We start from the raw sequence: 23,506 nt of genomic DNA on the forward strand, positions 1-23,506 counted from the left end.
GTGCTGCTCCTTTGCAGAGGGTGAAAGAGGAAGGTGGGGTGGATCGACCGGTCTCAGCCGGGTTCGGCGGCATAGCCGTGGCCGCCGGTGAGCCCCGTGAAACGCCGGACCTCGCCGGGACCGATGACGATGGGCACGGCGCTGCCAGGAAGACGGAAGTCGCGGGATCGTGGACTGAGGTTGCCGACGAGAACGGCGGCTGATGACACGCCGCCGCGACCCGCCGCGAACGCCGCGAGCCCGGGCGCGTGCACCGATCGGACGGGCTGGCCCTCGAGTTCCGACAGCCAGGAGAGCACCTGGATCGCCGATTCGTGCGCGGGCGAACGCGGACCCCACTCCTCCAGGTACGACACGGAGAGCACCCTCGGCCCGACCAGAGCCGAAAAGCTGGCGAGCAGCCAGGCCCCGAGCGAGGCTGCTCCGCTTCTCTCCTCGGTCGCACCGGGCACTTGCGCGGCCGCGTATCCTCGGCTGAGATCGTGCCCGGTGGGTACCGATCTCGGAGTCGTCGCGACGGCATTGAAGCGGGCGCCCAGGGTGATCGGGCCGATATGCAGGGGGCGGTGTCCCGCGAGTCGACGGGCGTTCTCCGCGACCTCGCGTTGCATCGCGATCGACTCCACCAGCTGGTGGCCGGACGTGTCGTGCATGAACGGCGTGATGCTGAAGGTCAGAGGCCCGCGCCACGCGTCGAGCCGGTCGATCGATCGATTGAGTTCGGTGAAATGGGCTCTTGTACCCGCGATCACCTGGATGTCGAGCCCGCGCTCGTCGAGCGCGGTCAAGAGCGACCGGGCTGTCTCGGGGTCTGCACAATGCTCTCGTCGGTTGAACAGGGCGATACGGGCTATCTCGGGCGCCGGGTGCTCCGCGAGCGCATCGAGAATAGGCCCTGCCTCATCGACACTGTCGGCGACCAGACGAACGTCGAGGGGGCGACCCGCCGCATCCGCGATCGCCCGGGCGAGAGCCGCCTGCCACGCGCTCCACGACGGATCGAGCTCGACGAGAAGGATTCGTGCCCAGGTCGCCTGTACCCGGCCTTCGTCAGACTCAGCGGAGGCCGCCGTGGAGGCTGTCGTCGTGAGAGCGGGCACGGTCACTTCTCGCACGATGTCACCGATGACGAGTTCGGAGGCGTTTCTCTCGTCATGCGTCGCCGTCACCGAGCCGCGCGATGCGCAACGAAGTACGACGGCCTGTTCCACGACCTCGCCCGATCGAACGGCGACGGGGAACGGGAGGGAGAGGGGGGTGGAATAGGTCTTGTACGACGCATCGGTCCAGTTGCGCTGGTCTTCCATCTCGAACACGTCGCCCGAGAAGTCGAGGGCACACCTCGTGCTGCCGCCGTCAGCCGCCACGACCCAGTCGAGGCCGCGCACATCGACGGCCGGCTGGTGCGGAGAGATCTCGCCGGGGAAGACGGTCGACGTCACACCGCCGGACGCATGCCGCACCTCGAGCCCCGTGCCCGCCAGTTCGGGCGAGTGCAACACGATCAGACCCAGCCGGTTTCGAAGAAAATCGCTCTGCGCCTCAGCACGGTACGCGATGCTCAACTCGTCGCCGACGAAAGTGACCTCGAGTCGCCAGCTGAGCTCGACCCGCTCGTCGTGCGTGCGTGCCTCGATGACGAGCAGACCGGCATCCAAGTCGGCGCCGTGGACACGCTCGACGATGGATGGCACGGTGCGCCAGTTCTCATCCCGCACGACGGCGCGGACGCTGCGAAGTACGAGAAGACCCCCGTGTCGGATGTCGTCTAGCTCGCCGGCGCGGAGCTCGATCGTCCACGGGCCGCGGCGCACGACGGAGGTCGTCTGCTCGTCGTGGCGGAGCAGATCGTGAGGAGGAGCGCTGGACATCATCGGCCGCGTCTGTCTGTTCGATTTCTACAGCGTCGTCATGCCGCCGTCGACGCGGAACAACGCGCCCGTGGCAAAACTCGACTCGTCGCTGGCGAGGTAGATCATGATGCCCTCGACATCGGATGCCTGCCCCGCGCGCCCCAAGGGAATACGGGAGACGATCGCCGCGCGCGCCTCAGCATCGCCGGAGATGGCCGTCACCAGAGGCGTCTCGGTGTAGCCGGGAACGACGGTGTTGACTCGGATTCCCTCTGACGCGTACGCGGCGGCGACGGTGCGCCCGAGACCGTGGATACCCGCTTTCGAGGAGCTGTACGCGGTGAAGTCTTGACCCTCTCCGTTGAGACCCGTCGGGCTTCCGGTGAGGACGATCGACCCTCCTCGGCCGAGCATCGAGCGTACGGCGTGCTTCACCGTGAGGAACGTGCCCGTCAGATTGATCTCGATCGTGCGCTTCCACACGTCGAGGTCGAGGTCTGCGATCTTCGCATCGTGCCCGAAGAGCTGCACCCCCGCGTTGGCGACGACCACATCGGGGGCGAAGCCGTCGGCGTCGAGCCGCTCGAACGCGTCGGAGACGCTCCGCTCGTCGGAGATGTCGAGTTCGATGGCGATCGCGGTCGGCCACGCCGCGGCGGCCGACTCCGCAGCGGCCAGGTCTCGATCAGAGAACGCCACTCGGGCGCCCTCGCGGGCGAAACTCTCAGCGACGCTTCGACCGATACCCGATCCGGCACCTGTGACGAGTGCGGTCTTTGCCTCAAGCCGTGCGGTCATGTCTGCCATCTCCTGTGAAAGCATCTGCGGTCGAACGGCTTCACTGTACACCGGAATTGGTCAACCGGTGTGCCACCGTTACCAAGCGTGATGTGAGGCGCGCGATCAGCGCAGAGAGATATGACAGGAGAGAGCGGTCGACACGCCCGCCGGAGCGCGGCGCGTCAGCGGATCAGGAGGAACGAGTCGCGGTATCCGAGACCACGGCGATAGGAGCCGTGACCGAGACGGTGTCGAGCGAACGCGACGCGTTGAAGACCCAGAAGCGGTAGAGAACGAAGCGGAATGCGGCTCCGAGCACGAGGCCGATGACGTTGCCCGAGATGTTGTCCGCCAGCACGCTGCGGAATCCGAGCACGTAGTGCGAGAACCACAGGCATCCGAGGCCGATCATCATGCCGACGACGCTCACGGCGAAGAACTCCACGCTCTCGCGCACGATCTTCGTCTGCCGCTTCGAGCGGAACGTCCAGTATCGGTTGCCGAGCCAGTTGACGACGATGGCGAGAAGAGTAGACACCAGCATCGCGAGGATCGGGCCCGCGTGAATCACGGTGGGAGAGAAGACGGTCGAGCGCAGGGCGTTGAACACGGAGACCTGGACGACGAAGCCGACTCCGCCGACCATGCCGAACTGCACGAGTTCGAGCACGAGTTTGCGGTAGCGCGGAGGCACGAAGCCGAGCAGGTCGATCGAAGCCATGAATGTTCCAAACGCAAAAAGGAGTATTGGGTGGTTCAACAGCGCTGTCGAGCTCCATCGAGGCTAGCAACGACCGCCCCATCAATACTGGGAACCGGCCCAGGCTTGACTTTGCGTTCACACAGAGTCCACTTGCGCGACACCTCCCGTGCGCTCCGTCTCGGCACACTCAACAGAACACCAGGCAACGCCCAGCTATCTCGGCGGTACGGCCCCCTAGAGTGACCACTGCTCCAGCCGCGATCGGCTGCCGTACGGTTTTGTCAGAGAGGCACCCCATGTCATCCACCCTTGTCGTCATCCCGACGTACAACGAGCTGCGCACCCTGCCCGAGGCGATCGAGCGCACGTTGCGCGCCGTGCCGACCACACGCATCCTCGTCGTCGATGACAACAGCCCCGACGGCACCGGGCGTCTCGCCGACGACATCGCCGCCCGTGACGACCGCGTGAGCGTGATGCACCGCTCAGAGAAGAACGGTCTGGGTGCCGCGTACATCGCGGGATTCCGCTGGGCCGAGGATCACGACGTCGACTTCATCATCGAGATGGACGCCGACGGCTCGCACCAGCCCGAAGAGCTCCCCCTGATGATCGCGCAGCTCGAACGCGGCGCCGACCTCTCGATCGGCGCCCGCTGGATTCCGGGAGGCAAGACCCGCAATTGGCCCCTGTATCGGCGCCTGATCTCACGCGGAGGCACGGTGTACGCCCGCATCCTGCTCCGCTCGAAGCTGCACGACATCACCTCCGGTTTCCGCGGATTCCGCGTAGACACGCTGAGAAAGATCGACTTCGACAGCGTCGCCAGCCAGGGCTACTGCTTTCAGATCGAGATGGCTTGGCTCATCGAGAAGACGGGTGGAGACGTGCGCGAGTTTCCCATCACCTTCGTCGAGCGGGTCGAGGGCGCGTCGAAGATGAGCTCTGCGATCGTCGTCGAGGCCCTCCTCAAAGTCACGTCGTGGGGCCTCGCCGACCGCTTCGGCTCGTCACGCAGCGACATGGAATATTCGCGACGCCCCGGCGTTGGGGGTATAAGTAGTAAGTGACCTCGCCGCAAGGCAGGTCAAGCTTTTGCACTACGTGCTCCGGGGTCGGTGGAATTCCGAACCGGCGGTTATAGTCCGCGAGCCGCAGACGACGCGTTCTCATCTCGAGAGCGAACACTCTTCGGTTGACCTGGTGAAACTCCGGGACCGACGGTAACGAGGCGAGATTCTTCGCCTCCAAAGTCCGGATGAGAGGATGCACGCGCACCGCAGTTCCGCGCCCTCGCGCGGCTGCATCATGCGAACTCGTCGACCGACGGGGCCCCGGAACACGTCGACCAGACGGAGACCGGATGACCAGCCAGAGACACGAGGCCGACGCGATGCGTCGCGCCATCGATCTGTCGCGGCGTGGGCCGGCAAACGGCGCGAATCCGCGCGTCGGCTGCGTGATTCTGGATGCCGCGGGTCGCCTCATCGCCGAGGGCTGGCACCGAGGTCGAGGCACGGCGCACGCCGAGGTCGCAGCGCTCGACGACCTGGCGGATCGATCACTCGCCGTCGGAGCCACGGCCGTCGTCACGCTCGAGCCGTGCAATCACACGGGCGCCACAGGGCCGTGCAGCGAGGCCCTCATCGACGCCGGAGTCGGCCGCGTCGTCTACGCGGTGGCCGATCCGGGCGCCTCGTCGTCGGGCGGTGGCGACCGACTTCGATCGGCCGGCATCGACGTCGAGACCGGACTTCTCGCCGACGAGGCCGAGGCGAACATCCGGCCGTGGCTCATCGCGATGCGACGCGGCACCCCCTTCGTCACCGTCAAGTGGGCGTCCAGCCTCGACGGTCGCGCCGCTGCCGCCGACGGCACCAGTCGATGGATCACCGGTGCGTCCGCTCGGGCCGACGTGCATCGCCGCCGCGCCGAAGCCGGCGCCATCGCCGTGGGCACCGGCACCGTGTTCTCCGACGATCCCTCTCTCACGGCGCGGGATCCCGACGGCAAAGAGCTGTCCGAGCAGCCGATTCCCGTGATCGTGGGCCGCCGGTCCGTGCCGCGCGACTCGCGCGTCCTCGCGCATCCGGCGGGCGTGATCGAGTATCCGAGCCGCGATCTACGGGGCCTGCTGCAGATGCTCGCCGAGCGCGACATACGCCACGTCTTCGTCGAAGGAGGCCCGGCCCTGGCGAGCGCATTCCTTGCCGCCGGACTAGCCGACGACGTGCTGGTCTATATCGCCCCCACCCTGCTGGGCGGGCCGCTGACCGCGATCACCGATCTCGGCGTGCGCACCATCTCAGAGCAGACGCGCATGCACTTCGATCACATCGAGCTGCTCGGCGACGACGTGCTTCTCGTCGCCCGGCCCCTCTCTCCGAACACCCTGCCCACGACGAAAGAAGACGACTGACATGTTCACCGGAATCATCGAAGAGCGCGGAACCGTCGTCGAGGTCGTTCCGTCGCACGACGCGCTTCGGCTGACCGTTCGCGGCCCCCTATCGGTGTCGGATGCCCGGCACGGCGACTCCATCTCTGTGAGCGGGGTGTGCCTGACCGTCGTGGATCGGAACGAGGACACCTTCACCGCCGACGTGATGGCCCAGACCTTGACCATGTCGACCATCGCTTCGCTCACCCCGGGGGCCGAGGTCAACCTCGAGCGCGCTGCTCTGGTGGGCGACAGGCTCGGCGGCCACATCGTGCAGGGGCACATCGACGGCACGGCGACCGTCATCTCGGTATCTCCCGGCGAAGCATGGAGCGTACTGCGCTTCCGCCTCGCCGACGACCTCGCTCGCCTCGTCGTCGACAAGGGGTCGATCGCGGTCTCTGGAGTCTCGCTGACCGTGTCGAGCATCGGCCGCGACGACGCGGGCGAATGGTTCGAGGTCTCCCTGATTCCCGAGACGCTGACGGCCACGACCCTCGGGGCCCTCGCGGTCGGCGATCGGGTGAACATCGAGACGGACATCCTCGCGCGACACGTGGAACGTCTCCTGGCGATGGGATCACGGTCATGAGCACCGCGCTGTCGCCCCTGGTCACTCCCCTCTCTCCGATGGCGGAGGTGCTCGATGCGCTGCGCTCCGGGCGGCCCGTTATCGTCGCCGATGCTGAGAATCGCGAGAACGAGGGCGACGCGATCCTCGCGGCCGAACTCGCGAGCCCCGAGTGGATCGCGTGGATGGTGCGGCACACCTCCGGGTTCCTGTGCGCGCCCATGACCCGGGAGACGAGCGACCGACTCGGCCTTCCGGGCATGGTCGAACGCAATCAGGATTCGCTGCGCACCGACTACACCGTGACCGTCGACGCGTCGTCCGGCATCACCACCGGAATCAGCGCATCCGACAGAGCAGAGACCTTCCGTCGCCTCGCCGACCCGGAGTCGACGCCGCAGAGCTTCATCCGCCCGGGCCACGTCCTGCCGGTACGCTCCGTGCCCGGCGGCGTCCGAGTGCGCCCGGGCCACACGGAGGCCACCATCGATCTGCTCACGCTCGCGGGCCTCACTCCAGTGGGCGTCATCGGTGAGATCGTCGCCGACGACGGAGAGATGATGCGGCTCCCCGGGCTGCTCGCGCTGGGCGCCGAGGCCGGGCTGCCGGTCACGACGATCGCCGCGCTGATCGATTACCTCGACGGGGTGGATGCCGCGGCGCGGCTCGTCGGCACGGAGCCCGAGGCCATCGTCACGGCTCCCGAGGCCGCCGCAGAACCCCTTCGCGTCACCTTCGAGGTCGAGACCACGGTTCCCACCGTGCACGGCGACTTCCGCATCCGGGCCTACCACGACACCTCCACGGGTTACGAGCATCTGGCCCTCGTATCGGGTGACCCGACGGCCGAGTCCGCCGTCGTGCGCATCCACTCCGAATGCCTCACGGGCGAGGCGTTCGGCTCGTTGAAGTGCGAGTGCGGCCCGCAACTGCAGGAGGCTCTGGATCAGGTGCACACCACCGGCGGAGCGGTCATCTACCTTCGCGGCCACGAGGGACGCGGCATCGGGCTCCTCAACAAGCTGCGGGCGTATCGGCTTCAGGAGGATGGACTCGACACGCTCGATGCGAACCTCGCGCTCGGTCTTCCGGCCGATGCCCGCGACTACGGCGCAGCCGTCGCGATCCTCGAAGACCTCGGAGTGCGATCGGTTCGACTGCTCACGAACAATCCCGACAAGGTCAGCCAGCTCGAGGAGCATGGGGTGACCGTCTCGGAACGCGTGCCCCTCATCGTCGGCGTCGACGCCGCCAACACCGGCTACCTCTCGGCCAAGGCCGCCCGCATGGGCCATGTCATTCCCGCCTGGGTCACCGATACCCCTCTGAACCCCACCACCCCCGACGAAAGGCCCTCATCATGAGCGGTGCAGGATCCCCCACTTTGAACACCGACGGCACCGGCCTCAAGGTCACGATCGTGGCCGGTATGTGGCACGAGACCATCACGAACGGTCTGCTCGCGGGCGCGCACCGCGTACTCGATGCCGCGGGCGCCGAGGTCACGGAGATCCGTGTACCGGGCAGCTTCGAGCTGCCCGTCGTGGCCAAGGCCGCGCTCGAGGCCGGAGCAGACGCGGTGGTGGCTCTCGGCGTCATCATCCGTGGTGGTACGCCGCACTTCGAATACGTGTCGGATGCCGCGACCTCCGGCCTCACGCACGTCAGCATCCAGACGGGAAAGCCTGTCGGTTTCGGCGTTCTCACTCTCGACGACGAGCAGCAGGGGCTCGACCGCGCCGGCCTGCCCGACTCGAAAGAAGACAAGGGCGCCGAGGCTGCAGAGGCGGCGATCGCGACGGCGCGCGCCATTCAGACGATCATGAAGTTGCGCCGCTGAGGCCTCGGGCGGGGTCTCCGGTCGATCCGGCCGGTCAGTCCTGCTGTGCGCCGACCCAGGAGACGGCGCGACCCGCCGCGTCGCTAGCGGCCTGCATGGCGGCGTGCGCATCCATGCCAGCGGCCAGGCCGGCGGCGAGCGTGCCGCAGTAGCTGTCTCCCGCACCCGTGGTGTCGACGACGTGCTCGACCCGGGCCGCCTGTACCTCGATCGAGCCCCAGCGCGAGCCGGCGGCGCCGAGAGTCACCAGCAGAGACGGCGGTGTCACCCCGGACTGATCGAGCTGCTGAGCCTCGTGCTCGTTGACGACCACGGGGTCGGCGAAAGCGAGGACCTCGGCTGGAAGCTCGGCGAAGGGCGCCAGGTTGAGCACGACGCGAGCGCCGCGCGATCGGGCGATCCTCGCGGCCTCGGCGATGACGTCGAGACCGGATTCCAGGGGCGCGAGCAGCACATCGCCCGGCTGCATGGCCTCGAGCGGCCCCAGATCGGCCAGGGCGAGTCTCGCGTTCGCCCCCGGCGACACGATGATGGTGTTCTCGGCCCGGGCATCCAAAGCGATCATCGCGTGGCCGGTGGTGGAGCCGGGCGTCACTGTGACCCCTGCGGCATCGATTCCGCGCTCAGTGAGCCGGGCGATGTAATCGTGCCCGCCGGAGTCGTCGCCGACCCGCCCGATGAAAAAGACCTCGGCTCCGGCAGCAGCCGCCGCGACCGCCTGGTTGGCACCCTTGCCCCCGAAGAAGGTGGCCACATCGCCGCCCATCAACGTCTCTCCGGGCAGTGGATGCCGCTCCACCTCGACCACCGAGTCGATGTTGAGCGAGCCGACGACGTAGACGCGGGGCATTGTCCATCCATCCTGAGCAGCCTCCGTGGCGTGCCCGGCACAATCCTAGGCGAGCCGATCACTGCCGCCGAGAGAGTCCGATCGGCGCTGAGCCCCGCGATTGCGGCCTCTTTCTGCCGAGACACGCCCTAAAATGGTGGAGGCGCGGAACCCGCGCCACCATTTTTCGCATCGATGGCGCCTCCCGAGACGCGACGAACAACGCCGGTCTTGTCGAGCAGCACCCCGATGCCCTCCCTCTCGTCGAGCCTCGACGCATTCACCGAAAGCCCGCCATGTCATCCGCAGCCCCGGCCGCAACCGCGCCCGCGCCCAAGACCAATCCCCGCTCGCGCGTCGTCCTCGCCAGCCTCATCGGCACCTCGATCGAGTTCTACGACTTCTACGTCTACGCCACCGCAGCCGTTCTCGTCTTTCCGAAGCTCTTCTTTCCGAACGCCGACGACACCACCGCGCTGCTGAGCTCCTTCGCCGCGTTCGGTGCGGCGTTCGTCGCCCGCCCGATCGGCTCGATCATCTTCGGCCACTTCGGCGACAGGATCGGACGCAAGGGCACGCTCGTGGCATCGCTGCTCACCATGGGCATCGCGACCGTGCTGATCGGATGCCTGCCCACCGCGAGTGTCGACGGCTGGATCGTGCTCGCCCCGACCTTCCTGGTCGTTCTGCGTTTCTGCCAGGGCCTCGGCCTCGGTGGCGAGTGGAGCGGCGCGGCCCTGCTGGCGACCGAGAACGCGCCCAAGGGCAAGCGGGCCATCTACGGCACGTTCCCGCAGCTGGGCGCCCCTATCGGATTCATCGTGGCCAACGGCGTCTTCCTGTGGCTCTCGCTCGGCCTGAGCCCGGAGGACTTCGCCTCGTGGGGCTGGCGCATCCCGTTCCTCGGCAGCGCGCTGCTGGTGGCGGTCGGCCTCTACGTGCGCTTCAAGCTCATCGAGACGCCGGCCTTCCAGAAGGTCGTCGAAAAGGGCGAGGTCGCGAAACTCCCCCTGGCGCGCGTCTTCAAGACGAGCTGGCAGCCGCTCATTCTCGGCACGTTCATCATGCTCGCGACGTACGTGCTCTTCTACCTGATGACCACGTTCACCCTCACCTTCGGAACCACGCCCTCGACGGTCGAGGCGGGCAAGGCGGCTGCGGAGAAGGCCGGAAAGGCGTTCTCGGCCGACACGTTCGTGGCCGGACTCGGTTACCCGCGCAACGACTTCCTCATCATGCTGATCGTCGGCGTCGTCTTCTTCGGAATCTTCACCCTGGTCGCGGGTCCTCTCGCCGAGAAGTACGGGCGTCGCAAGACGCTCATCTGGGTGACCGTGGCAATCATCGTCTTCGGCCTGCTTTTCGTTCCGCTCTTCGGAGGTGGATTCGTTGGTGTGATGGCTCTGCTCATCATCGGCTTCACACTGATGGGGCTCACTTTCGGTCCCATGGGATCGGTCCTGCCCGAGCTCTTCCCGACCAACGTGCGCTACACCGGTTCTGCGATCAGCTACAACGTCGCCAGCATCCTCGGCGCCGCCGTGGCTCCGTTCATCGCCGTGGCCCTGTGGACCGCGGCCGACGGCAGCACCTGGCTGGTCGGCCTCTACCTCAGCGTCATGGCCGTCATCACACTCGTCGCCCTGATCCTGAGCAAGGAGACGAAAGACGTCGACTACGAGGCGAACGTCTCCTAGGCCCCGTCACCGCACGCATCCACGAGCCTGCGAGCCGCCGATCTATCCGGCGGTTCGCAGGCTCGCGGCGTATGGTTCGACCATGTCGATTCATCCGGGCACGCCGTGGCACCACGCCGGGTCGTGGCGCGGCGCCGAGCCGCACCGGGCCGTTCGCGCCTGGCTCGTCGCATCCGGTCTCGGCGGCCTGACGCTCGCCGCCCTTCTCCTCGCTCCCCCGGCCTCGACTCCGCCGCAGACAGTCGACGGTTCGTCGCTCGTCGTCAGCCCGCGGTGACCTCGCGCGCACCACGCGCGGTGCACAATTACTAGGGAGCCGCGCGACCGAGTCCGTCGGTGTCGCGCGGGTTCGACCGCCCCGTTTCACGCATCAGAGAGTTTCGAATGAGCACGAGTACGCAACCACGCCGCAGGATGGGCCGATCGCCGAAACCCGACGATGGCCCTCGCGCACGCTTCAGCCAGCTTCTGCCCTATCTCGCAGAGCACCGGCCGATCCTCGCCGTCGTCATCGTGCTCAGCATTCTCGGCGCCGCGGCAAGCCTGGCCCAGCCCCTGCTCGTGAGCCAGGTCATCACGGTGGTGCAGGCGGGCGACCCGCTCGGCACGCTCGTCACAGCACTCGTGGTGCTCGTCGTCGTGTCCGGGCTCATCAGCGGATTCCAGCACTACCTGCTGCAACGAACGGGCACGGCGGTCGTGCTGTCGGCCCGTCGCCAGCTGGTGCGTCGCATGCTGCGCCTGCCGATCCGCGAGTTCGATGTGCGCCGCACCGGCGACCTCGTGAGCCGAGTGGGCAGCGACACCACGCTGCTGTACGCCGTCATCACCCAGGGGCTCGTCGATGCCATCGGCGGTTCGCTCGTGTTCTTCGGCGCGCTCATCGCCATGCTCATCATCGACCCGGTTCTTCTCGGCCTCACCGTCGCCGTGATCGCGGTGTCTGTCGTCACCGTCGTGCTCATCTCGGGCCGCGTGCGCACCGCGAGCCGCAAGCAGCAAGAGAAGGTGGGCGACCTCGCCGCCTCCGTCGAGCGATCCCTCGGAGCGATCCGCACCGTGCGTGCATCGAATGCCACCGATCGCGAGATCGCCGCGATCGAGGTGGATGCGCGCGGTGCGTTCGACATGGGCGTGCGGGTCGCGAAGATCTCGGCCCTCGTCGTTCCGATCGCGGGAATCGCGCTGCAGGTCTCACTCCTCGTCGTCCTCGGCGTCGGAGGATTCCGTGTGGCCGACGGCTCCATCACCATCGCCAACCTGATCTCGTTCATCCTCTTCCTCTTCATGATGATCATGCCGCTGGGCCAGGCCTTCGGTGCTCTCAACTCGGTGAACCAGGCGCTCGGCGCTCTCGGCCGCATCCAGGAGATCATCGAACTGCCGGTCGAGACGCAGTTCGACGCTGACATCGCGCGGAGCGCTGCTCCGTCTATCCCCGTCGACGGCATCGCACTCGAGTTCGACGACGTGCACTTCGCCTACGCCGGCACGCCCGTCGCGGACGCCGACGTTCCGGCCGGCGGACCGATGGCATCCGGTGTTCTGCACGGCGTGAGTTTCGCCGCGCGCCAGGGCCAGCGCACGGCTCTCGTCGGCCCCTCGGGAGCGGGCAAGAGCACCATGCTCGCGCTCATCGAGCGGTTCTACGACCCCACATCGGGAACCGTTCGCCTCGGAGGCATCGACCTCAAGGCGATCGATCGCGAGACGCTGAGGTCGCAGATCGGCTACGTGGAGCAGGACGCGCCCGTACTCGCCGGAACCATCCGGCAGAACCTGCTGCTCGCCTCGCCCGATGCGAGCGACGCGCAGTGCATCGAGGTGCTGCACGCGGTGAACCTCGGAGAGGTGCTCGACCGCAACGACGCCGGGCTCGACGCGGCCGTCGGAGAAGACGGTGTGATGCTCTCGGGCGGCGAACGCCAGCGGCTCGCCATCGCCCGAGCCCTGCTCGCGGCCCCGCCCATCCTGCTGCTCGACGAGTCGACGTCGAGCCTCGACGGCCTGAACGAGCAGATGCTGCGCGAGGCCATCGACGCCGTCGCTGAGAACCGCACGCTCATCGTGATCGCGCACCGCCTCTCGACGGTCGTCGACTCAGACCAGATCGTGGTGCTCGAGCACGGCCGCGTCGTCGGCGTGGGAACGCACTCGGAGCTCGTGGTGTCGACGCCTCTCTACAAGGACCTCGCGAAGCACCAGTTGCTGGTGTGACTGGTTCACGATACGGCCGCTTCGCAGCTCCCTGAATCGCCCGGACTGTTCTGCCCAAGCAATCTGTCCTCCTCTACGAGTTCGGGATGAGCGTGTACTTGGTCGACAGGTACTCGTGGATTCCCTCCAGGCCGCCCTCGCGTCCGAGCCCAGACTGCTTGACGCCGCCGAACGGCGCTGCGGCATTCGACACCACACCGACGTTGAGGCCCATCATGCCGGTCTCGAGACGCTCGATCATGCGCTGACCGCGCGCGAGGTCTGCGGTGAACACATAGCTCACCAGCCCGTATTGCGTGTCGTTCGCGAGGCGCACGCCCTCGTCTTCGTTTGCGAACGTCACGATCGACACGACGGGTCCGAAGATCTCCTCACGCAGAATCTCGCTGCCGGCGACGACACCGGATACGACGGTGGGCTCGTAGAAGCTGCCCGGGCCGTCGACGCGCTTGCCGCCCGTGACCACACGCGCACCTCGCGACACGGCGTCTTGCACCAGGCCGTCGGCCTTGTCGACCGCCTTGTCGTTGATCAACGGGCCGATGTCGACGCCCTGCTCGGTGCCGCGGCCGATCGACAGCCCCTTCACCCGCTCGGCGATGCGCCGTGCGAACTCGTCGGCGACCGCCTCGTGCACGATGAATCGATTCGCGGCGGTGCACGCCTGACCGATGTTGCGGAATTTGGCGAGCATCGCGCCGTCGACGGCCTTGTCGAGATCTGCGTCGTCGAACACGACGAAGGGCGCATTGCCGCCCAGCTCCATCGACGTGCGCAGCACGTTCGCTGCCGACTGGGCGATGAGCTTCTGGCCGACCCCCGTCGAGCCGGTGAAGCTGAGCTTGCGAAGGCGGGGATCGGAGATGATCGGCTCGGAGACCGCACCCGACGCCGACGTCGTGATCACGTTGAGCACTCCGGCGGGCAGGCCGGCGTCTTCGAGCAGCTTGGCGAAGAACAGCGTCGTCAGCGGGGTGAGCTCGGCAGGCTTGACGACCACGGTGCAGCCGGCCGCGAGCGCGGGCGCGATCTTGCGCGTGGCCATGGCCAGAGGGAAGTTCCACGGGGTGATCAGGAAGCACGGTCCCACGGGGCGCTGCGAGACGACCATCGTGCCCGTTCCCTCGGGGTTCTGGCCGTAGCGGCCCGAGATGCGCACCGCCTCTTCGCTGAACCAGCGCAGGAACTCGCCGCCGTACGCGACCTCGCCGGCCGCCTCGGCAAGAGGCTTGCCCATCTCGAGGGTCATCAGCAACGCGAACTCGGCCTTGCGCTCCTGGAGCATGTCGAATGCCCGGCGCAGGATCTCGCCGCGTACGCGCGGCGCGGTCGCCGCCCAGTCGGCCTGGGCCGCGACAGCGGCATCCAGAGCGCGGATGCCGTCGGCCGGGCTCGCATCGGCGATGGTGCGGATGGAACGACCCGTGGCCGGGTCATCGACCTCGATGGTGCGTCCGCCCTCGGCGTCGATCCAACGCCCACCGATGTAGAGCTGGTTCGGCACCGATTCGAGAAGCGTGGATTCGGACGTCGTTGTCATGGTTCTCCGTACTGCTGAGCGCTAACGAGATGGCGTGGCGACGCCCTCGGGCGCCTTCGCCAGTTTACTCGGCCACCAGACGACCCGGCCCAGATCGTATGCCAACGCGGGAACCAGGAGCGACCTCACGAGGAGGGTGTCGAGCAGCACGCCGAACGCCACGATGAAGGCGATCTGAGCCAGGAAGAGAACCGGAATGACCCCCAGCGCCGAGAAGGTCGCCGCCAACACGATTCCCGCCGATGTGATGACGCCACCGGTCACTGTCAGGCCGCGCAGGATGCCGCGACGCGTGCCATGCGTGATCGATTCCTCTCGCACACGCGTCATCAAGAAGATGTTGTAGTCGATGCCGAGGGCGACGAGGAAGACGAAGCCGTAGAGGGGCACCGAGGGATCGGCCCCGGGGAACTGGAAGAGGTGATTGAAGACCAGCGCGGAGACACCGAGCGCCGCGGCGAACGACACGACCACGCTAAGGATCAGCAGGACGGGCGCCAGAATCGAGCGCAGGAGCAGCATGAGGATGAACAGGATGACGACCAGGACGATCGGGATGATCGTGTTGCGATCGTGCAGACCTGCCGTGTCGGAATCGATGGCCGTGGCGGTCACCCCTCCGACCAGCGCCCCGGTCGAGCCGTCGGCCAGAGCCGAGCGCAACGCGCGCACCGTGTCCTTGGCGGCATCCGAGTCTGCGGCGTCGGACAGGGTGGCCTGCAGCAGTACCTGGCCCTCGACGACGGTGGGTTGGACTGCGATGAGCGTCTGAGCGCCGCCCGGCGCGGAGAGCGCGCCGTCGCTGTCGACATTCGCAGACCCCGAGGGAGAGTTCGCGCTCGTCACCGTGAGCGAGGTCACCCCGTCGGTCGACAGCACGGTGGATGCGACATCGCCGAGATCGGCCTCGGGCGCGACGATCAGCGCGGGGCTCCCGGACCCACCGGGGAAGTGCTCTCCCAAGGCGATCTGTCCGTCTCGCGCCTCGGACTGGCCGAGGATCAGATCGCTCTGGGGGACACCGTTCGCCTGCAGCTGCAGGACTCCCGTTCCGGCGGCGAGAAGCACCACCGTGGTCACGATCCAGATCGTGCGGGGCCGCCAGGAGATGAAGGACTCCAGCCGCGGCCAGAAGCCCTTCGGCGCGCCGTGTGCTGTCTTGTGCTCCGCGAAACCGTGACGGGCGGGCTCGGCGTCGACGCGCACGGTCGCCCCATCCGGCCCCGCGTACTTGGGCCGCAGCGGCCAGAACGACGCGCGTCCGCAGGCGAGCAGCAAAGCGGGCAGCAGGGTCAGCGAGGCGAGCACGCTGAAGGCCACTCCGACGGCGGACACCGGCCCGAGGGCCTTGTTCGAGTTGAGGTCGGAGAAGAGCAGGCACAGGAGTCCGGCGATCACCGTGCCTCCCGAGGCGACGATCGGCTCGAGGGATACCCGCAGGGCCGCCCACGTCGCATCCCAGCGTTTCTCGTGCGTGCGCAGGGCCTCTTTGTAGCGCGAGACGTAGAGCAGCGAGTAGTCGGTGGCGGCGCCGATCACGAGGATGAACAGGATGCCCTGCACCTGCCCGTTCAGCGTGAAGACCCCGGCCTTCGCGAGCCACCAGACGGTGAGCAGGCTCGTCGTCAGAGCGAAGAGCGACGTTCCGAGCACCAGGAACGGAAGCAGCGGTGACCGATACACGATGAACAGGATCACGAAGACGGCGCCCAGAGCGGTCAGGAGAAGAATGCCGTCGATGCCCGCGAAGGCGTCTCCGATGTCGGCCGTGAAGCCGGCGGGCCCTGTGACGAAACCCGTCACCCCCTCGACGGAGCCCTCTCGAAGCAGGTACGAACGCATCGAGTCGACCGTGTCGCGCACCTCGCCCGACGCATCGATGGGCACGAACACCTCGACCGCCTGCTGGTCTTGCGACGCGATCGCCGGCGAGATGTCGTCGGTGACCCCGCCGACCGTCGAGAGCCCCTCGACCTGGGTCTGGATCTCGGCACGCTGCTGGTCGGTGAGCGCGGCTCCGTCGTCGGTGCGGAACACGACGATCGCGGGGATGGCGTCGGAGTCGGTGAATTGCTTCTGCAGGGCGCTGACCCGGGTGGCATCAGCGCTGGCGGGCAAGTACGTGGTCTGGTCGTTGCTCGACACCTCGTCGATGCGGCCGAAATACGGGCCGCCGATGGCCGCGGCGGTCAGCCACACGAGAATCAGCACGGCGGGCAGGAGGACTCTCAGCCACCGTGGAACGCGCATCTCTAGCCTTCGATCTGGTCGGAGCGCACCAGGTCGGCGCCGGCGCGAGCCACCTCGGCGAGCGCCTCGCGGCTCGATTCGGGGGCGACGCCGGCGACGAGATCGGTGATGACCCGCACCTCGCGCCCGTTCTGCAAAGCGTCTAGTGCGGAGGCCCGCACGCAGTAGTCGGTCGCGAGACCGGCGATGTCGATGGCGGTGATACCGCGCGCGTCGAGGAGCTCGGCGACGGAGCCGCCCTTCTCCACCGTTCCCTCGAAGATCGAGTAGGCGGGCTTTCCCTGGCCCTTGCGAATGTGCACGTCGATCGACCGGGTCGTGAGTTCGTCGTTGTACTCCGCGCCGAACGTACCGGCGACGCAGTGCACGGGCCAGGTGTCGACGAAGTCCGGAGCCTCGTCGCGGGCGAAGTGCCCGCCGTTGTCGTTGTCTGCGTCGTGCCAATCGCGCGAAGCGACGACCAGGTCGTAGGCACCGCGATGCCCGGCCAGCAGCGCGGAGATGCCGGCCGCCACGGCCCGCCCGCCCTCGACGCCCAGGGCCCCGCCCTCGGTGAAGTCGTTCTGAACGTCCACGATGAACAGCGCGCGGCCCATGCCGTCTCACTCTCTCTTGCCCGTCGACGTGATTGGCGTCGAGTCGATGTCGCCGGTCGAATTAGTCAGCCGGCTTACTAATCGATCCTAGAGCACGAACGTCACTGATTCGACAGGTTGTTTCCGCAACGATAGGCGGCGGCGGTGATGGTGTCGAGAGCCTGCTTCGAACTGTCCGAGACATTATCGAGGGCGAAGAAAGCGAAGGTGAGCACGGAGCCGTCGGCGGCATTGATGATGCCGGACAGGGTGTAGCCCGTGTCGATCCAGCCGGTCTTCGCGATCACGTGGCCCGCGGCATCCGAATTCGAGCCGGTGAATCGGCCGCCGAGCGTGCCGCTCTCACCCGCCACAGGCAGGCCGTCGGCGATGATGCCGAGGTTGCCTTCGCGCGCAGCGATCTTGGCGAACAGCGCGGTGAGGAAGTTCGGGGAGACACCGTTGTCGTCAGACAGGCCGGACCCGTCGACGATCACGAGCCCCGCCGTATCGAGACCGTAACTCGCGAGGGCCGACGGGGTGGATGCGCCCAGCGCCGAGAACGTGTTGCCCGAGCCCTGCGCGATCGCGGTGAGGCGCGCCAACATCTCGGCCTCGGTGTTGTCGGAGCGGAGGAGGGCGTCTTGCACCATGGTCGACACCGGCGCCGACTGCACCTGACCGAGCGTCGCCGCGCCCGCCGGAGCCACGCCCTGACTGATCGGCGCACCCGTCGCACCCAACGCACTCGCGAATGCCGCGCCCGCCCGACCGATCGGGTCTTCGCTGCGAGCCGATTGACTGCTCGACGGGTCGGCGCGGTCGCCATCGACCTGCAGTGCGGTCACCTCGCTCGACCAGCCGTCGAACAACTCCTTGCGGTTCCACGAGGGCTGCCACGCATCTCCGGCGAACGCCGACGAGTCGAGAACGATCGACGTGACGGGGACTCCCCCGAGAGACGAGTTCACCTGCGCGGCCAGGTCGAGCATGCTGGCGGCGCCGGGATAGATGTTGGAGGAGCCGCTGGCCAGGGTGATGTCTCCCCCGCCCACCAGCACGACCTGGCCAGGCTGAGCACCGGCGACGACCGTTGTGGTCGCCCGGTAGTCGGGGCCGAGTACGGCAAGCGCTGCGGCGCTCGTGAGGACCTTCATCACGCTCGCCGTTCGGGAGAAGGTGGCGCCGCCATGGTCGTAGAGGATCTCGCCGGTCGTGGCGTTGCGTACGCTGCCGGAGAAGGTGCCGAGACGCGAGTCGGATGCGGCCTCGGCGATGGAGCAGGTGCGCACAGGCTGAGCCGGGGGAACAGCGGCGGGAACGGCGCGCGCCGCAGGGGTCGGCGTGGGAGTCGGGGTCGGCGTCGGCGATGCGCTCGCCGTCGACAGCGTCGAGACGCGGGCGACGACATCCGAGTCCGGCGTGCCGACGGCGGCCCCGGCCACGAGTCCCCCGCCACCGAGAACGATCAGTGCGGCGGCCGCGGCAGTCGCGGCGAAAACACGCGGATGCGCTCGGGCGCGTCGTACGAGCCCGCTGAGCGTCGCGGGCCGCGGCTTCGGTGCAGGCGTCTCGGACATCGCTCCATGCTAACCCGGCCCGCGAAAGCCTCGTCGGTGGGTCTTATTCGCCGGGGTAGACGACACCGACCTGGCGCCGGGCCTCGTCGAGCACGGCCATGACCGCGACGCTCTCGTCGACGGGAAGGAGGTCGCTCTCGCCGCGGCCGTCTCGGACGACGCGTTCGAGCTCCCACGCCTGGTACTGCATGCCGCGGGAGACCACGTCTTCTTCGTAGCGCTCGAGCACCTCTCCGCTCGTGCCCGCGTAGACGGTGAAGCTCGTCTGGGTGTACCAGACGGAGTCGATCTCGATGCGTGCCTCGGTGCCCACGATGGTGGCGGTGTTCGCGCCCTGCGTGTCGAGCGCGGTGTGCAGAACCGAGATCGCGCCGCCATCGTGCTCGAGAATCAGCGCGACCTGTCGGTCGACCCCCGTCGCCGTCTTGTCACCCTTCGCTGTCACCGAGGTCGGTGCGCCGAACAGATCGACCGCGAACGACACGGGGTAGACGCCGAGGTCGAGCAGAGCTCCCCCGCCGAGCTCGGGATTGTTGATGCGGTGCTGCGGATCGGACGGCAGCAACTGGTCGTGGTCGGCGATGAGCGTGCGCACCTCGCCGAGCGTTCCGGCAGCGATGATCTCGCGGATACGCACCATCGCCGGCAGAAACCGGGTCCACATCGCCTCGAGCACGACGACGCCCGCGTTGCGCGCCGCCTCTCTGACCTGGGCCGCTTCGTCGGCGTTCAGCGTGAAGGGCTTCTCGATCAGCACGTGCTTTCCGGCGGCGATGGCGAGGAGAGCGTTCTCGGCGTGCATTGGATGCGGCGTGGCCACGTAGATCGCATCCACGTCGGGGTCGGCGACCAGAGCCTCGTACGACGGATGCCGGGCTGCGATGTCGAAGCGGGCACCGAACACGTCTGCCGACGCCTGGCTGCGAGAACCGACGGCGGCGATGTCTATGCCCGTGGCCCGCAGGTCGGTGACGAACATCTCGGCGATCCCGCCGGTGCCGAGGATGCCCCAGCGCAATGGAGTGGACACGATTCTCCTTCGAAGTCGGACACCCAACGAAAGAAAGCCCGGATCATCCGGGCTTTCTCTTGGTGGGGCCGCCTATCAGAATCGAACTGATGACCTATTCATTACGAGTGAATCGCTCTACCGACTGAGCTAAGGCGGCCTGGCCACCGCATTTCACCGCGAATGGCACAGCAACAAATCCTAGCCGATGTTGGCAGGCTTCGCTGACACTCTTCAGAGCACCTGCCTCAGCAGGGCGAACGACTCGACGAGCTTCTCGGCGAGCGACTCGTCGTCTTCTCCGTCGGCCCACAGGGTGAAGGCGTGCCGCATGGCCGCCATGGCGACCAGGGCCGTGAGCCGAGCCCGCGCTTCGAACGAACCCCCGGCATCCACCGAATCGGATGCCGCGTGCTGCTTGATCAGGCGGCGCTCGATCGCGTCGGCCAGCGCGGCTTCGAACCCGCGCATGCCCGAGATCTTCAGGACGAACAGCTCGGGGTAGTCACGCAGAACCTGGCGGCGGAGCTGATGCAGCTCTCGATCGCCGGTGCCGAGGAGGGCCATCTGCTGCATCAGCTCGAGCAGACCGTCGAATGTGTCGCGGTCGGAGTCGTGCGTGACGAAGGCCTCGATGAGCTCGGACTGCACCGCGAGGGGGTTCTCGCCCACCATCGCGGCCTCTTTCGAGGGGAAGTAGTTGAAGAAGGTGCGGGGAGAGATGTTAGCGATGCGGCTGATCTCGTCGACCGTCACCTGCTCGAGACCTCTCTCTGCCGCCAGCTCGAGCACCGTGAATTGAATGCTGCGGCTCGTGGCACGCCGCTTGCGCTCACGGAGGCCGACGCCCTCGTCTAGGACTGCAGAGCTCATCGTCAGCTCGTGCACCGCGGATCGGAGGCGGGCACGGTTCCCTCGAGGAAGTACGCGTCGACGAGCTGCTTGACGCAGCTCGACGTGCCGTAGGCCGTGTGTCCCTCTCCGACGAACGTGATCAGCTGACCGCTCGACAGCTGGCCGGCGAGGCTCTCTGCCCACGCGTACGGCGTCGCCGGGTCGCCTGTGGTGCCGACGACCAGAATCGGCGCTGCCCCCTGTGCCGTAACGGCGTGGGGCGTGCGCGTCGTCTTGTCAGGCCAGGCGTCGCACGAGATGTCGCCGTAGCTCCACCACGGGCCGACGGTCGGGGCGGCCGCGACGAGATCGGCATTCTGCTTCTGCACGGTGGCCGGGTCGTTCGTGTAGGCGTAGTCGAGGCAGTTGATCGCCATGAAGGCCTCTGTCGAGTTGTCGGCGTACGTGCCGTCGGCGCCGCGGCCGTTGTAGCCGTCCGCGAACTGCATGGCGTAGTCGGCGTTGCCCGCGAGGACATCTGAGAACATGTCGCTCAGATAGTCCCAGTTCTGGGCGTTGTAGAGCGGGTAGATGATGGCCGTCAGCATGGTCGACGATCCCAGTTCACGCCCGTCAGATGCCCTGATCGGGCTGGCGTCGACCTGCCCGATCAGCTCGCCGATTCTCGCCATTCCGTCGTCGACGCTGCCTTCGAAGGGGCACGACGACTTCGTGAGGCAGTCGGTGAGATAGGCCTTCAACGCGTTCTCGAAGCCGACGGCCTGACCGACGCTCACGTCGAAGTTGCTCGACGTCGGGTCGAGGGCGCCGTCGAGAACGAGCCGGCCCACCTTCTGCGGGTACAGGTCGGCGTAGGTCGATCCCAGGAAGGTTCCGTACGAGTATCCGAGGTAGTTGAGCTTGCTGTCGCCGAGAGTGGCGCGCAGCAGGTCGAGATCGCGTGCCGCGCTGACCGTGTCGACGTGCCCCAGCAGATCGGCGCTGTTCTTCTCGCACGAGGTAGCGAACTGTGCCGCCGAGGCCGTGTAGGCGTCGAGCCACTCCTGGGAGCCGCGCGCGCCGGGAAGGATGTCGTAGAGGTACGCATCCATCTCTTTGTCGGTGAGGCAGCTGACCGCCGACGAGCGACCGACGCCGCGCGGGTCGAAACCGACCACGTCGTACTGAGCCTGCAACGCATCGCTGACCGCGAAGTCGAGGCTGTCTTTGACGAAGTCGTAGCCGGAGCCTCCGGGTCCTCCCGGGTTGACGAGCAGCGAGCCGAGGCGTGCGCCCGGGCCACTGGCAGGATGCTTCACGAGCGCCAGGGAGACGTCCGACGCGGAGGGGTCCTTCCAATCGAGCGGGGCCTTCGCCTCAGCGCACTGCAGGCCGTCGCCGCAGTCCGTCCAGGTGAGCACCTGATCGTAGAACGGGCGCAGATCTGCATCGACGTCTTCGGCCGACGGGGTCGACTCGGCCACGGGCCTGTCGCTGCCACCGGACGAGCTGCGGTCGACGAACCACGTCGAGCAGCCGGACACGAGAACGGTGACCGCGAGAGCGGCCACGGCGAGGGAGGCGAACCGTCGCCTGCGGCGCGGAGTGGTGGCGGTCACGGAGTTGTCCTTCGTTGGCGGGTTGCGGTGATGAGAGCGGCCTCGAGGGCGAGGGCAGGTGCGACGTTGGCGGCGATCCGCCGACGCGCGACGGCGAGCGCGTCGAGCACCGCAAGGGTGTCTGCGGGGTCGCTGCCTGCGGCGACCTCGTCGAGACGCTGCTGGATGGCGGAGTTGATGGTGGGCAGCCCAGAACCCAGCTGCACGAGGAGGATGTCTCGATAGAGCGACATGAGATCGACGAGGATGCGGTCGAGCCCGTCGCGGAGACTTCGGGTGGCACGGCGCTTCTGATCGTCTTCGAGCGTCTTGATCTGCGAACGGAGCGCGGGTGGCACGGCCTGCCCAGACTCGACGCCCATGGAACGCAGCGTGCTCTCACGCTCCTCCGCATCGCGCTCGAGAGTGATCGCCTTCGCGTCGTCGCCGGCGATCTCCATCAGGCGCGCGGCCGCGACGACGGCCTGCGGCACGTTCTGGATGCCCAGGGCGAGACTCAGCGTCTCGTCGCGACGGGCGCGCGCCTCGTCGTTCGTGGCGAGGCGGTGCGCCATGCCGATGTGGCTCTGCGCCTCTCGAGCAGCTCGCTCGGCAACCTGCGGATCGACGTTGTCGCGCCGTTCGATGAGCGCGGCGACCTCGTCGACGCGAGGCACCCGGAGGCGGACCGACCGGACACGCGAGCGGATGGTCGGGATGAGATCGGCCTCGCTGGGCGCACAGAGGATCCACACCGTGCGCTCCGGCGGTTCTTCGAGGGCCTTCAGCAGCACGTTGCTGGTGCGCTCGACCATGCGGTCGGCATCTTCGATGACCATCACCCGGTAGCGCCCGACCGACGGCGAGAACTGAGAACTCGAGACGAGTTTGCGTACCTCGTCGATCGAGATGATGACCCGCTCGGTGGTGAGCACCGCCAGGTCGGGATGGGTGCGAGCCTCGACCTGGCGCGTGGTGGCCGGGTCGCCGTCGGCTCCCTGCCTGCTGAGCAGAGCGGCCGCGAATGCATACGCCAGATTGGAACGCCCCGATCCGGGAGGACCGGTGATGAGCCAGGAGTGCGTCATCGAATCGCCCGAGTTCGCGGGGTCTGCCGCGGCGCGGAAAATGGCGATCGCATCGTCCTGGCCGGTCAAGTCGTTCCACACGGTCATAGAGACAACCTACCT

Annotated in this window: 20 protein-coding genes, 1 tRNA gene and 1 riboswitch; of the genes, 8 read left to right on the top strand and 13 right to left on the bottom strand. The window is 67.4% G+C overall.

What is annotated here, in order from left to right; translation table 11 throughout:
* Positions 1-53: 53 nt before the first annotated feature.
* The 3 genes from ASE64_RS02875 to ASE64_RS02885 form a co-directional block, all read right to left on the bottom strand.
* The gene (locus ASE64_RS02875) at positions 54-1,874 is read right to left on the bottom strand and encodes a hypothetical protein (protein WP_055775634.1); all 1,821 of its coding nucleotides are present in this window, start codon (positions 1,872-1,874) and stop codon (positions 54-56) included.
* 24 nt (positions 1,875-1,898) lie between these two features.
* Complete coding sequence (locus ASE64_RS02880) at positions 1,899-2,651, bottom strand: SDR family NAD(P)-dependent oxidoreductase (protein WP_235480476.1); 753 nt, start codon at positions 2,649-2,651, stop codon at positions 1,899-1,901.
* A gap of 172 nt (positions 2,652-2,823) precedes the next feature.
* Positions 2,824-3,354, bottom strand: coding sequence for a GtrA family protein (locus tag ASE64_RS02885; protein WP_082465849.1), 531 nt, complete (start codon positions 3,352-3,354; stop codon positions 2,824-2,826).
* Between the two features lie 278 nt (positions 3,355-3,632).
* Between ASE64_RS02885 and ASE64_RS02890 the strand changes: the two genes are divergently transcribed.
* The 5 genes from ASE64_RS02890 (at position 3,633) to ribH (ending at position 8,187) form a co-directional block, all read left to right on the top strand.
* Positions 3,633-4,406, top strand: coding sequence for a polyprenol monophosphomannose synthase (locus ASE64_RS02890; RefSeq protein ID WP_055775640.1), 774 nt, complete (start codon positions 3,633-3,635; stop codon positions 4,404-4,406).
* A gap of 31 nt (positions 4,407-4,437) precedes the next feature.
* Positions 4,438-4,611, top strand: a riboswitch (FMN riboswitch).
* 88 nt (positions 4,612-4,699) lie between these two features.
* On the top strand, positions 4,700-5,755 hold the full coding sequence (ribD, locus tag ASE64_RS02895) for a bifunctional diaminohydroxyphosphoribosylaminopyrimidine deaminase/5-amino-6-(5-phosphoribosylamino)uracil reductase RibD (protein ID WP_055775643.1): 1,056 nt from the start codon (positions 4,700-4,702) through the stop codon (positions 5,753-5,755).
* Between the two features lies 1 nt (position 5,756).
* Entirely contained in the window at positions 5,757-6,368 is a 612-nt protein-coding gene (locus tag ASE64_RS02900) for a riboflavin synthase (protein WP_055775647.1), read from the top strand.
* The gene (locus tag ASE64_RS02905) at positions 6,365-7,711 is read left to right on the top strand and encodes a bifunctional 3,4-dihydroxy-2-butanone-4-phosphate synthase/GTP cyclohydrolase II (protein WP_055775650.1); all 1,347 of its coding nucleotides are present in this window, start codon (positions 6,365-6,367) and stop codon (positions 7,709-7,711) included. The genes ASE64_RS02900 and ASE64_RS02905 overlap by 4 nt, the downstream gene beginning before the upstream one ends.
* A complete protein-coding gene (ribH, locus tag ASE64_RS02910; RefSeq protein WP_055775653.1) occupies positions 7,708-8,187 on the top strand; it encodes a 6,7-dimethyl-8-ribityllumazine synthase in 480 nt (159 codons plus the stop codon). The genes ASE64_RS02905 and ribH overlap by 4 nt, the downstream gene beginning before the upstream one ends.
* A 34-nt stretch (positions 8,188-8,221) precedes the next feature.
* Here the strand turns inward: ribH and ASE64_RS02915 are convergent, their stop codons facing one another.
* The gene (locus tag ASE64_RS02915) at positions 8,222-9,037 is read right to left on the bottom strand and encodes a ribokinase (protein WP_055775656.1); all 816 of its coding nucleotides are present in this window, start codon (positions 9,035-9,037) and stop codon (positions 8,222-8,224) included.
* Between the two features lie 275 nt (positions 9,038-9,312).
* Between ASE64_RS02915 and ASE64_RS02920 the strand changes: the two genes are divergently transcribed.
* The 3 genes from ASE64_RS02920 (at position 9,313) to ASE64_RS02930 (ending at position 12,930) form a co-directional block, all read left to right on the top strand.
* The gene (locus tag ASE64_RS02920) at positions 9,313-10,713 is read left to right on the top strand and encodes an MFS transporter (protein ID WP_055775659.1); all 1,401 of its coding nucleotides are present in this window, start codon (positions 9,313-9,315) and stop codon (positions 10,711-10,713) included.
* Positions 10,714-10,795: 82 nt separating this feature from the next.
* A complete protein-coding gene (locus tag ASE64_RS02925) occupies positions 10,796-10,990 on the top strand; it encodes a hypothetical protein (RefSeq protein WP_055775664.1) in 195 nt (64 codons plus the stop codon).
* 107 nt (positions 10,991-11,097) lie between these two features.
* Positions 11,098-12,930, top strand: coding sequence for an ABC transporter ATP-binding protein (locus ASE64_RS02930; RefSeq protein WP_055775667.1), 1,833 nt, complete (start codon positions 11,098-11,100; stop codon positions 12,928-12,930).
* A 73-nt stretch (positions 12,931-13,003) separates the two neighbouring features.
* Here the strand turns inward: ASE64_RS02930 and ASE64_RS02935 are convergent, their stop codons facing one another.
* The 9 genes from ASE64_RS02935 to ASE64_RS02975 form a co-directional block, all read right to left on the bottom strand.
* Positions 13,004-14,470 carry an NAD-dependent succinate-semialdehyde dehydrogenase gene (locus ASE64_RS02935; RefSeq protein ID WP_055775670.1) on the bottom strand — a complete coding sequence of 489 codons (1,467 nt, stop codon included), beginning with the start codon at positions 14,468-14,470 and terminating at the stop codon, positions 13,004-13,006.
* A gap of 21 nt (positions 14,471-14,491) precedes the next feature.
* Positions 14,492-16,720, bottom strand: a complete 2,229-nt coding sequence (locus ASE64_RS02940; protein ID WP_082465850.1) for an MMPL family transporter — start codon at positions 16,718-16,720, stop codon at positions 14,492-14,494.
* 2 nt (positions 16,721-16,722) lie between these two features.
* Positions 16,723-17,316 carry an isochorismatase family protein gene (locus ASE64_RS02945; protein WP_055775673.1) on the bottom strand — a complete coding sequence of 198 codons (594 nt, stop codon included), beginning with the start codon at positions 17,314-17,316 and terminating at the stop codon, positions 16,723-16,725.
* Between the two features lie 101 nt (positions 17,317-17,417).
* Complete coding sequence (gene dacB / locus ASE64_RS02950) at positions 17,418-18,875, bottom strand: D-alanyl-D-alanine carboxypeptidase/D-alanyl-D-alanine endopeptidase (protein WP_082465851.1); 1,458 nt, start codon at positions 18,873-18,875, stop codon at positions 17,418-17,420.
* Positions 18,876-18,918: 43 nt separating this feature from the next.
* Positions 18,919-19,905, bottom strand: a complete 987-nt coding sequence (locus ASE64_RS02955) for a Gfo/Idh/MocA family protein (protein ID WP_268750555.1) — start codon at positions 19,903-19,905, stop codon at positions 18,919-18,921.
* A 63-nt stretch (positions 19,906-19,968) separates the two neighbouring features.
* Positions 19,969-20,044: transfer RNA gene (locus ASE64_RS02960), tRNA-Thr, on the bottom strand.
* Positions 20,045-20,118: 74 nt separating this feature from the next.
* Positions 20,119-20,757, bottom strand: coding sequence for a TetR family transcriptional regulator (locus tag ASE64_RS02965; RefSeq protein WP_055777354.1), 639 nt, complete (start codon positions 20,755-20,757; stop codon positions 20,119-20,121).
* Between the two features lie 2 nt (positions 20,758-20,759).
* Positions 20,760-22,337 (bottom strand): alpha/beta hydrolase, encoded by a 1,578-nt coding sequence (locus ASE64_RS02970; protein WP_055775676.1) that lies wholly within the window; start codon positions 22,335-22,337, stop codon positions 20,760-20,762.
* Positions 22,334-23,491, bottom strand: a complete 1,158-nt coding sequence (locus tag ASE64_RS02975) for a DNA polymerase III subunit delta' (RefSeq protein WP_055775679.1) — start codon at positions 23,489-23,491, stop codon at positions 22,334-22,336. Before ASE64_RS02975 ends, ASE64_RS02970 begins: the two co-directional genes overlap by 4 nt.
* Between the last annotated feature and the right edge of the window lie 15 nt (positions 23,492-23,506).

It is taken from the genome of Agreia sp. Leaf210 (assembly GCF_001421485.1).
In the GTDB taxonomy this organism is placed as follows: domain Bacteria; phylum Actinomycetota; class Actinomycetes; order Actinomycetales; family Microbacteriaceae; genus Agreia.

What these genes read in the sequence shown, in the direction of transcription:
- dacB (WP_082465851.1), bottom strand. Translation starts at nt 18,875, where the DNA reads ATGTCCGAGACGCCTGCACCGAAGCCGCGGCCCGCGACGCTCAGCGGG.
- ASE64_RS02900 (WP_055775647.1), top strand. Translation starts at nt 5,757, where the DNA reads ATGTTCACCGGAATCATCGAAGAGCGCGGAACCGTCGTCGAGGTCGTT.
- ribH (WP_055775653.1), top strand. Translation starts at nt 7,708, where the DNA reads ATGAGCGGTGCAGGATCCCCCACTTTGAACACCGACGGCACCGGCCTC.
- ASE64_RS02965 (WP_055777354.1), bottom strand. Translation starts at nt 20,757, where the DNA reads ATGAGCTCTGCAGTCCTAGACGAGGGCGTCGGCCTCCGTGAGCGCAAG.
- ASE64_RS02935 (WP_055775670.1), bottom strand. Translation starts at nt 14,470, where the DNA reads ATGACAACGACGTCCGAATCCACGCTTCTCGAATCGGTGCCGAACCAG.
- ASE64_RS02885 (WP_082465849.1), bottom strand. Translation starts at nt 3,354, where the DNA reads ATGGCTTCGATCGACCTGCTCGGCTTCGTGCCTCCGCGCTACCGCAAA.
- ASE64_RS02875 (WP_055775634.1), bottom strand. Translation starts at nt 1,874, where the DNA reads ATGATGTCCAGCGCTCCTCCTCACGATCTGCTCCGCCACGACGAGCAG.
- ASE64_RS02930 (WP_055775667.1), top strand. Translation starts at nt 11,098, where the DNA reads ATGAGCACGAGTACGCAACCACGCCGCAGGATGGGCCGATCGCCGAAA.
- ASE64_RS02940 (WP_082465850.1), bottom strand. Translation starts at nt 16,720, where the DNA reads ATGCGCGTTCCACGGTGGCTGAGAGTCCTCCTGCCCGCCGTGCTGATT.
- ASE64_RS02905 (WP_055775650.1), top strand. Translation starts at nt 6,365, where the DNA reads ATGAGCACCGCGCTGTCGCCCCTGGTCACTCCCCTCTCTCCGATGGCG.
- ASE64_RS02925 (WP_055775664.1), top strand. Translation starts at nt 10,796, where the DNA reads ATGTCGATTCATCCGGGCACGCCGTGGCACCACGCCGGGTCGTGGCGC.
- ASE64_RS02975 (WP_055775679.1), bottom strand. Translation starts at nt 23,491, where the DNA reads ATGACCGTGTGGAACGACTTGACCGGCCAGGACGATGCGATCGCCATT.
- ASE64_RS02880 (WP_235480476.1), bottom strand. Translation starts at nt 2,651, where the DNA reads ATGACCGCACGGCTTGAGGCAAAGACCGCACTCGTCACAGGTGCCGGA.
- ASE64_RS02915 (WP_055775656.1), bottom strand. Translation starts at nt 9,037, where the DNA reads ATGCCCCGCGTCTACGTCGTCGGCTCGCTCAACATCGACTCGGTGGTC.
- ASE64_RS02890 (WP_055775640.1), top strand. Translation starts at nt 3,633, where the DNA reads ATGTCATCCACCCTTGTCGTCATCCCGACGTACAACGAGCTGCGCACC.
- ASE64_RS02945 (WP_055775673.1), bottom strand. Translation starts at nt 17,316, where the DNA reads ATGGGCCGCGCGCTGTTCATCGTGGACGTTCAGAACGACTTCACCGAG.
- ribD (WP_055775643.1), top strand. Translation starts at nt 4,700, where the DNA reads ATGACCAGCCAGAGACACGAGGCCGACGCGATGCGTCGCGCCATCGAT.
- ASE64_RS02920 (WP_055775659.1), top strand. Translation starts at nt 9,313, where the DNA reads ATGTCATCCGCAGCCCCGGCCGCAACCGCGCCCGCGCCCAAGACCAAT.